Source organism: Rubritalea sp., assembly GCF_039830215.1.
Classification (GTDB): Bacteria; Verrucomicrobiota; Verrucomicrobiia; order Verrucomicrobiales; family Akkermansiaceae; genus Rubritalea.
Genome location: NZ_JBDOPO010000091.1, coordinates 1 through 9,189 on the forward strand (window position 1 = coordinate 1; position 9,189 = coordinate 9,189).

At 48.5% G+C, this 9,189-nt stretch carries 8 protein-coding genes; 7 read left to right on the forward strand and 1 reads right to left on the reverse strand.

Translation table 11 applies throughout. From position 1 onward, the window contains the following. From murB to typA, 5 genes are all read left to right on the forward strand, one after another. Window positions 1-1,382: UDP-N-acetylmuramate dehydrogenase (murB, locus tag ABGY95_RS02830; protein ID WP_347440176.1), on the forward strand; the 1,382-nt coding region annotated here is incomplete at its 5' end. Window positions 1,383-1,393: 11 nt separating this feature from the next. Then, window positions 1,394-2,317 carry a D-alanine--D-alanine ligase gene (locus ABGY95_RS02835; protein ID WP_347440177.1) on the forward strand — a complete coding sequence of 308 codons (924 nt, stop codon included), beginning with the start codon at window positions 1,394-1,396 and terminating at the stop codon, window positions 2,315-2,317. Then, window positions 2,310-3,236, forward strand: coding sequence for an FtsQ-type POTRA domain-containing protein (locus ABGY95_RS02840; protein ID WP_347440179.1), 927 nt, complete (start codon window positions 2,310-2,312; stop codon window positions 3,234-3,236). Before ABGY95_RS02835 ends, ABGY95_RS02840 begins: the two co-directional genes overlap by 8 nt. Window positions 3,237-3,255: 19 nt before the next feature. After that, window positions 3,256-4,464, forward strand: a complete 1,209-nt coding sequence (ftsA, locus tag ABGY95_RS02845) for a cell division protein FtsA (protein ID WP_347440180.1) — start codon at window positions 3,256-3,258, stop codon at window positions 4,462-4,464. Between the two features lie 375 nt (window positions 4,465-4,839). Then, complete coding sequence (gene typA, locus ABGY95_RS02850) at window positions 4,840-6,672, forward strand: translational GTPase TypA (protein ID WP_347440181.1); 1,833 nt, start codon at window positions 4,840-4,842, stop codon at window positions 6,670-6,672. A gap of 237 nt (window positions 6,673-6,909) precedes the next feature. Here typA and ABGY95_RS02855 read toward each other — a convergent pair whose 3' ends face one another. After that, window positions 6,910-7,482, reverse strand: coding sequence for a DUF1877 family protein (locus ABGY95_RS02855; RefSeq protein WP_347440183.1), 573 nt, complete (start codon window positions 7,480-7,482; stop codon window positions 6,910-6,912). Between the two features lie 91 nt (window positions 7,483-7,573). Between ABGY95_RS02855 and ABGY95_RS02860 the strand changes: the two genes are divergently transcribed. Together ABGY95_RS02860 and ABGY95_RS02865 are read left to right on the forward strand one after the other, a co-directional pair. Further along, entirely contained in the window at window positions 7,574-8,605 is a 1,032-nt protein-coding gene (locus ABGY95_RS02860) for a hypothetical protein (RefSeq protein WP_347440184.1), read from the forward strand. Window positions 8,606-8,616: 11 nt separating this feature from the next. Further along, window positions 8,617-9,189: pseudouridine synthase (locus ABGY95_RS02865; protein WP_347440185.1), on the forward strand; the 573-nt coding region annotated here is incomplete at its 3' end.

Sequence of the window (9,189 nt, forward strand, 5' to 3'; positions counted from 1 at the left end):
CACGTGCGCTCGCTACTTTTGCTGGTGCCCGCCGTAGATTTGAAACAAAATACCTCAGCCCACGCTTGAGAGTGGTAGATGACTATGGCCACCACCCTACTGAACTTGCTGCGACTCTTCAAACTGCTCGTTCGCTCGATCCCAAGCGGATAGTTGTGTTGTTCCAACCGCATCGCTTTAGCCGTACTCAAAAACTAGCGGAAGATTTTGGCAGAGTCCTGCAAGCTGCTGATAGAGTATTTGTGACTGACGTTTATCCTGCCTCCGAATTACCGATTGATGGCGTCAGCGGCCAAACAATTGTGGATGCCATGAAGCAACATGGAAATGTCCCAGCTGAAGTTGTGGGGGCTGTCCCACAAGCACACCACGCGGTTGGTAATGCTCTAAAAGATGGCGACATATTGATCACTCTAGGAGCAGGAAACGTGCACGAAGCTGCCACGAAAATCGCGAGAGATCAGGTGGTCTTAGAGGATATTCTTGGCCGATGCAGTGAAGGGAAAGTCAAGGCCCATTTGTACGAACCGATGCGAAAGCACACCACAATGTTGGTCGGAGGACCGGCCCAGTTTTGGGTGGAGCCGCAAACGCATAACTGTTTTGCGAGGGCTGTGAGGTATTGTCGTGAGCGTGGAATTCCTGTGCGTGTTCTCGGTCGTGGTTCTAATTTATTGGTCCGTGATGGAGGCATCCGTGGCGTAGTCATCCGTCCTGCAAAAGGCGTGTTTGGCGAGGTAACAGTCGACGGAGAAACTATCACTGCTGGATCGGGTGTGCGCTTTAAAAAGCTAGCAAGTGTGGCGCAAAAAGCTGGGTTGACCGGTTTTGAGTGGATGGAGGGAATTCCTGGAAATGTCGGTGGAGGACTTCGGATGAATGCAGGAGCAATGGGGACTGAGACATTTGACCAAGTAGTGGAGGTCACCTTCCTAGACGAAGATGGGCAGATACGTACTCGCAGCCGTGAAGAAATCGAAGCATTTTATAGAAACGTGCCTGAGCTTCGTCGTAGCTTTGCTCTGAGTGCCCGCTTCAAAGGTGCGTCTGCTGATCCTGCAGTCATCCAACAAAAGATGGAGACCTCAATGACCAAGCGACGTAATTCTCAGCCACTCGCAGCCAGTGCTGGATGTGTTTTTAAAAATCCAGATTTGATGCCAGCTGGGATGTTAGTTGATGTGCTGGGCTTTAAAGACTTAAGTGTGGGTAAGGCTAGAGTCTCACTCGAGCATGGAAATTTCATTGTGAATGATGGAAAGGCATCCGCGCAAGATGTGCTTGATCTCATTGACAAAATTCGGATTAAAGCGAAGCAGGGTAAAGCTGTAGAGCTAGAGACCGAAGTGCAAATTATTGGTGAAGACACCTTCCTTTTTTAATGTTTAAAACAATGAATAAAGAGATCAAAATAGCAGTAGCCATGGGAGGCCCAGGCTCTGAGCACGATGTTTCTATGGCGACCGGTAAGGCTGTGCTGCAAGCCCTGATTGACGAAGGTTGTGATGCGGTGGCTCTAGAAATTAAAACTGACAAGATCGTGGTTCCCGAGGGGGTGGAACTTGTTTTTAACACGATTCATGGAACGTTTGGTGAAGACGGAGTAATGCAAAGCCAGTTGGAAAAACAGGGTGTGGCTTACACTGGTGCAGGCTCAGCATCTAGTTTGTTAGCTTTTGACAAAGTGGCGAGCAAGCATCGTTTCATTGAGCAGAATGTTCCAACACCGGCTTCCGAGACTATTGACTGTAGAGCCGGTGTAAAAATGCCTAAAATGCCATTGCCATACGTAGTGAAGCCTCCACGTGAGGGGTCAAGTGTTGGGGTGCACATTGTTCAGCAAGAAGCTGATGCTAGTGCTGCGATCGGAGATGCTGCGAAGTATGGTGACGCGGTGTTGGTCGAACAATTTGTCGAAGGCAAGGAGCTCACTGTGGGCGTGCTCGATGACGAGGTTTTCCCGATTGTGCATATTGCTCCTCGTAGTGGATTCTATGATATGTCCAACAAATATCCATGGATGACTGGTGAAGGTGGGACTGATTATTATTGCCCAGCCGATCTGGACTCAGAAACGTCAAAAAAAGTGCAAGACGCAGCTTTAGCAGCGCATCGAGCTTTGGGAGTTGAAGTATACTCCCGAGTTGATGTACTGTTGGATGTCGATGGAAACCCTTACGTGTTAGAAGCTAACACTATCCCAGGAATGACAGCGAGTAGCCTACTGCCAAAAGCAGCTAAAGAGGCTGGTTATTCGTTCGGTGATCTTTGTATAAAAATTGCAGAGATTTCGCTGCAGACTCCAAGAAATGTTTAGAAAGAAACAAGCGAACACGCGCTATGTGCGCCAGCGCTCTGACCGCATGCTCCACTTGCAGGTCAGCTCTCCGCGTATCGTTTTCTTTCAGTCACGCAAGGCTATTTGGAATATATTTAAGATAGCAATGGTGCTTGCGATTCTTGGCGCTACGGGGCTTTACGGGATTAGCTATGTGCAGAACCATTTTCTCACGAGTCCAGAGTTTGCCCTTCGCCACTTGGAGCTCAAGACTAACGGCTTTCTTAATGAGAGTGAAGTCGCGCAAATTGCTGAAATCGACCCAAGCGGAACTATTTTTTCTTTTAATATAGATCTAGCTGAAGCTCGATTGATTGCACGTCCAGAAGTGGTGGCTGCCGTTGTCGAGCGGCGTCTCCCCGACACAGTGAAAATCACGCTTACTGAGCGTGTTCCAGTCGCTTGGATTGCTTGCCCTAAACTTGGGATGGCTGGGCGTAACCCGCTCTCAGGAATGTTGGTGGATGCCGATGGTGTGATATTCACCTGCCAAGGTAGCCTTTGGGATGTGGCACGAAATCTGCCAGTCATCGACATTAGTGAGGCTGATACCCACGAGTTTCCTCTAGGTGAAAAAATGATTAATAAAGATGCCGCTCGTGCGCTTTCTCTTATTTCATTGGTGAATGATGTGGTGAAAGGTGAGTGGACGGTGAAGCGTGTAGCTGTGGCGAATTTTTACATGCTGGTGATGACTAGTAATGATAACGTGGAAGCAACTTTTGGAATGTATGAGCATAAACGCCAGCTGAACGACCTCATTGCGGCGCGCAACCATGCCATAGAAACTGGCCGAGAGCTTGAGTGGATCAACCTCTTGCCTAAACATAATATTCCGGGGAATTTTAAAGATCTCTCATCTCAGTCGAATGATGGGTTAACGAGTGTGAACGATTAATGGAGTGGTAGGTACCTAGATGGCTAAATCAAAGATATATGTGGGCCTGGAGATTGGTTCCAGCAAGACATGCATGGTGGTTGGGGAAGTGAAGGCTGATAGCTCGGTTAAGATTCTTGGAGTTGGAGAGACGAAGTCTGTTGGTGTGCGCAAGGGGGAGATCTCTGATATGGCGAATGTCCGTACTTGTGTCCGCGAAGCCTTGTTAGAAGCTGAAGATGTGTGTGATGTCGATATCCGTAGCGTCTTCCTTTCTGTCACAGGCTCTCACATCACTGGCGTGAATAACCGTGGAACGTACCGATTGCCTGATGAAGACCAGGAAATTACTAATGAGCATGTCGAGGAGTCCAAGGAGATAGCCCGAGACATCGCAATCCCATCGGATAATGTCTACCTGCATAACATCGTTCGTCAGTATTGGATCGATGGTAACGAGCAAGCTAGTAATCCCGTAGGCTTGTTAGGCCGCACCTTGGAGGCAGATTTTCACATTGTACACGGAATCAAAACACGGGTACAAAATAGCATCAAGTGTGCCCGTGAGATTCCTCTCGATGTCGATGATATCGTTTTCGCTCCTATTGCTTCAGCGCAGATAGCCCTGAAACGTCAGTATAAAGAAGCGGGAGCTTTGGTGATAGATATTGGCGGTGGAACGACCGATTATGTACTTTATTTGAATGGTGCAGTGGCGGCCTCGGGCTGTATTCCAGTCGGCGGTGACCATGTCACGAATGACATCCATCTCGTCACTCAGATGCCGTTGTCTAAAGCCGAGAAAGTAAAATGTACTGAAGGTGACGCCTCTGGTGATCCAGCTCGTTCGGTGGGGACAGTCACCATTCCTGATGATAAAGGTTTCCCTGAACTAGAGATCAAGCGACAGCTGCTGAATGATATCATCCGCGGCCGTCTCGAAGAGACTCTGCAGTTGGTGAGGCAGAACCTGCCCGATGGTGCACTAGAAAAAGTAGGAACAGGAGTCTTCCTTACTGGTGGATCGAGCTTGATGCGTGGATTTAGCGAGTTGGCAGGTAATGTTTTCCGCCTTCAGGTCTACCGTCCCGATCAACCGGAAGTGAGTGGCATCCATGAGTACTTCCGCGACCCGCAGTATTCTACAGTGGTCGGACTTATCCGCTACGCCCAGCTGATGGATGAAGATAGACCTATGGAGAGATCCGGAATTTTTTCTAAATTAGTCAAAGCATTCTGGCCGTTTTAGATCCGCCGGTCTGGCAATGAGCTCATAGCAAACTGAATCATTTACTGGTTTTTGTGTGACAGAGAGGCAACTTGCTACGTAGCATATCCTTTACACCTTAGAGCTACATCTAGTACTAGCTCCTTATACGTAGAATGGCACTGGTGTATTTAAGTGGGGAAATTCCGAGCGTGTTGGCTATTTAGAAGAAGCTGTTTCATTATATGCTATATTCTGATCTTTATAAGCGTTTGTAAGCTAATGTCTAATCATGTTTTTGTGGGCTATTTTCGTGTGTTTTCGCTAATCGAGTGAGTTTAGCGTTGCAATTAAGCGAATTATGGAGATTGTCCGTCCTCCCTCCCAATCAAATCACTTTCTTAAAATCAATATCTTATGACTGACAAGATCCGAAATATTGCAATTATTGCACACGTTGACCACGGCAAGACGACGCTCGTGGATAAATTACTAGAAGCTGGTGGCGCCTATGCTGAGCACCAGCAGGTTACTGAGCGTGCCATGGACTCTATGGATCTTGAAAAAGAAAAAGGAATCACCATCAAGTCGAAGAACACTTCCATTCACTGGAAAGACCACACAATCAACATCATCGATACTCCTGGACACGCCGATTTCGGTGGTGAAGTAGAGCGTGTGATGAAGATGGTTGACGGTGTTTTCCTCGTGGTTGACGCTTATGAAGGCCCACAGGCTCAGACGCGTTTCGTTCTTAAGAAGGCCCTCGCTGAAGGTCTTCACCCAATCGTAGTCGTCAACAAGGTTGACCGCGATTTCGCACGTCCTTCTGAAGTGCGTGACATGGTTCTCGAGCTTTTCCTCGACCTCGAAGCCTCTGAGGAGCAGTTCGAAGCTCCATTCTTCTACGGTTCTGCCAAAAATGGTTTCTTTGTAGGCAACCTCGAAGAAGACGAGCAAAAGGACATGACTCCACTTCTCCAAGGAATCATCGACAGCGTTCCAGCTCCAGAAGCAAAAGCTGAAGAGCCATTCCGCATGCTTGTTTCCAACATCGACTGGGACAACTACGTTGGTCGTGTTGCCCTCGGTAAAGTTCTTTCAGGTCAGGTTCAAAAAGGGGACAACGTATGGCTCCTCCGTAAGGACGGTACTAAAGTACGTAGTAAGATCACTCGCGTATTCGAATACGGTGCAAGCGCATCGGAAGATTCCGCAATTGCTGCTGCTGGTAACATCGTTGGTATCTCAGGTTTCGAAGACATCGACATCGGTGAGACTCTCGCTCTCGAGGAAAAAGCGGAAGCACTTCCATTTGTCAACATTGACCCGCCAACAATCACGATGCAGTTCAGCATCAACAACGGACCATTCGCTGGTCGTGACGGCAAGCACGTCACATCCCGCGCGATCCGTGAGCGTCTTGACCGCGAAATCAAAACAAACATCTCTATTGAAGTATCCGACGCTGAACAAGCTGGTGTGTTCAACGTTTCAGCACGTGGGGCGATGCAGATCGCTGTTCTTGTAGAGACAATGCGCCGTGAAGGTTTCGAACTTCTCGTTTCCCGCCCAAGTGTTATTACGAAACGCATTGACGACAAACTCATGGAGCCGTTCGAAACTCTCTATGTAGAATGTCCAGATGACGCACTCGGCGGCGTGATGAAATCACTTGCAACGCGTAAGGGGCGCGTTGACAACATGGGTACCAATGCTCACGGCGCAACTCTCGAAGCAACGATCTCCACACGTGGAATTATCGGATTCGAATTTGAACTTCTCAACCTTTCAAGCGGTCACGGCATCATGTCCCACCTCTTCAAGGAGTACGCACCACACTGTGGTGAGATCGTTACTCGTAAGACTGGTGCGCTCATCTCAATGGCGACAGGTACAGCAATGCAGTACTCGCTCGTTCCAATCACTGAGCGTGGTAAGCTCTTCATCGCACCAGGTGAAGAAGTCTACGAAGGCCAGATCATTGGTGAGAACCCGCGCCTCGTGGACCTCTCAGTCAACCCAGTGAAAGAAAAGGCTCTCACGAACCACCGTTCAGCTGGTAAGGACAACACTGTGACTCTTCCACCACCACTCGAAATGGGACTCGAGCGTGCGATCGAATACATCAATGGTGACGAGCTCGTTGAGGCGACGCCTAACTTCCTCCGTATCCGCAAGCGTGTTCTCTGCCCGAACGAGCGCAAGCGCGCTGAGCGTCAGTCAAAGAGCGTTGAAGCTAACGTCTAAGCGACTTTCATTTTTAGAGAAATCTCTAAAATATTCATAATATAAGGCGGTTCCTTCACGGGAGCCGCCTTTTTTATTCACGAGTAGTTCAAATTCTCGAAGAGAAAAAGAGCCAGCAACGCATAGGTCTCTGCTAATAGGCTTGTTTTTGGGAACTTTAACGTAGGGGGGGGACGCTCGATTTCTAGATAGCTTCGGCAGATAAGTGATGAGAAAATGATGCTAGCAGCTCAGGAGTCACTCCGCATGCACGGCCAGCAAAATGTACTCATCGGCATCGACTGCATTTTGGAAAAACGTGCAGAGCCCGTCGTAGATTTGCCAGAGTGGGGCTGTTATGAGTTCCTGCTGGGTCCATTCATTGTGCGGAGGTATAGCGTCCGCATTGAGGGATTCTAGATCGGCCTTACCTTGCAGGACTTCCACTGGTAGTGAGGTGAGCGAGTCGTTGATCTCATCAATCTGCGCCGGAAAGAGCACGCGAATCGCGCCATGGCCGTTAGATATGTTGGTGGCTCTGCCGGCTTTTGCTAGCTGGGCGAGTGGCGAGAGGTCTTCTGTTGAGCGCTGCACTGTGTGCATTAGCAATCCGATCTGGTCTTCTATAGAATAGACTTGGCCCTGGCCATTCCAGCGGCCTTCTAGGGTGTGAAAGAGAGTTTCCGGGTTGGCTGCTTCAGCATTTCCAGCCAATTGTTGGACCCGCTGACTGTCAAAGCCTAGGTCGTTAACGAGACTGAGTACGAGTTCTTCATCGTCGATTAGTGCGTCTAGGTCATCGGTGGCAACGCGGGTGAAGGTGGTGATCATCAATGGGGGAGAGTTGAGAATTTGGGGTGAAGAAGCAAGAACCAATCGTGCTTGCTAGTGGCTGAAACTCGGGTCATTTTGATCTAGCACAATGATTTCACGTAGAAAGCAGCAATACCCGATCAGTAACTCTTTGCACCAGTATCTCTACCACTTTGGTAGGCAGTCTAACATCCCGTTGGTGTATGATGACCTGTTGCGGTTTATTGGAGCTATTCCTTATGACGATCCTACTGGGCATGAAACCCTGTGGCTCACGGTGATGTACCCACCAGAAGAACAAAAGAAGCTGTGTGAAGACCTCATTAGCATTTACACCGCATTGAAAATTGGTGGAGACACCCCGCTGCACGAGCACCTCACCGTGGATCGTATCGATTTTGGTGAGTTTGGTAATTCGCGTCCTTTTCGGATAAAGATAACCAACCAATTCAACGACAACTCAGATTACTTTTATGTGAAGGTTGCGGATTCTTCACGGATTTTTGGATTAGAACTAGAGCACATTCTTTCGCCTAATAGAATAAACTACTTGGTGAATGGAAACACCTTGATCGAAGACCATATCGCGGGAGTACCAGGTGACGCCTTCCTTCGTGAATACCTTGATAACCCGGAGCTTAATAAGGTGCGTATAGCTAAGGAGTTCACGAAATTTAACGAGCGCTGTTTCATTCGCCTGCTAGGGGACATGCGCTCAGTCAACTACGTGGTCGATATCACTCCTGACTTCGAGGAGGTGCAGTACCGTGTGCGGCCCATTGATTTTGACCAACAATCATACGAGGGACAAGGGCGTATCTATTTGTCGTATAACTTTAGATCTAATCGCAAGATTACCAAGTTGAGTTTTGATTCACTCAACCGTCAAACTATCAGTCAGTATGCGGAGGAAGAACGCTCGCAAATGGCCCGACGAGCAGCTTCGGAGCATCGGCGACTCTCTGCCGTGTTGAAGATCATGAAGCGTTCGACTATTTGTCCAAGCACGCACGTGGAATTGCTAGGTAAAGAGTTAGATGAGATGCACAAGATTGATAAATTTAAACACATTACGACAATGGGCGAGATGACAGCTGAACACATCTGTCATGTGCTGAACATGCCAGATCTCAAACACTAAATTTAATAACAATGATTATTATACTCAACAAGCCATACGGGGTACTCAGCCAATTTAACCAAAACCCGGATTACCCTGGACAGAAAACTCTGGCAGATTTGGAGCTTCCGTTACCACCAAAAGCGATGCCGGTGGGCCGCCTGGACATGGACTCAGAGGGTTTGCTTCTACTAAGTGATGAAAAAGGTTTTGAAGAGAGCCTAATCCATCCTAAACATGGACATAGAAGAACATATCTTGTACAGGTGGATGGGACACCTAAGCATTCGGTTATTGAAATGCTGAGATCTGGCGGAATCGAAATTCGTGGGCACCGCACTAAAAAGTGCCGAGCAAGTCTTCTCAAGCAGGCTCCACAGGTGCTCGAGCGTGTTCCGCCAGTAGATGCTGTCCAAGCAGGCCGCTCGTCATGGCTAAGCCTAGAGCTAACCGAAGGTAAGAACCGACAGGTGAGGCGCATGACCGCAAAAGTAGGTTTCCCAACCCTACGTTTGATTCGCCATAAAATAGGAAACTTCGAGGCGGCTGACCTTAAAGTGGGAGAATGGCGTCTAATTAGTGACTGCGAGAGAGACCAGTTGTTT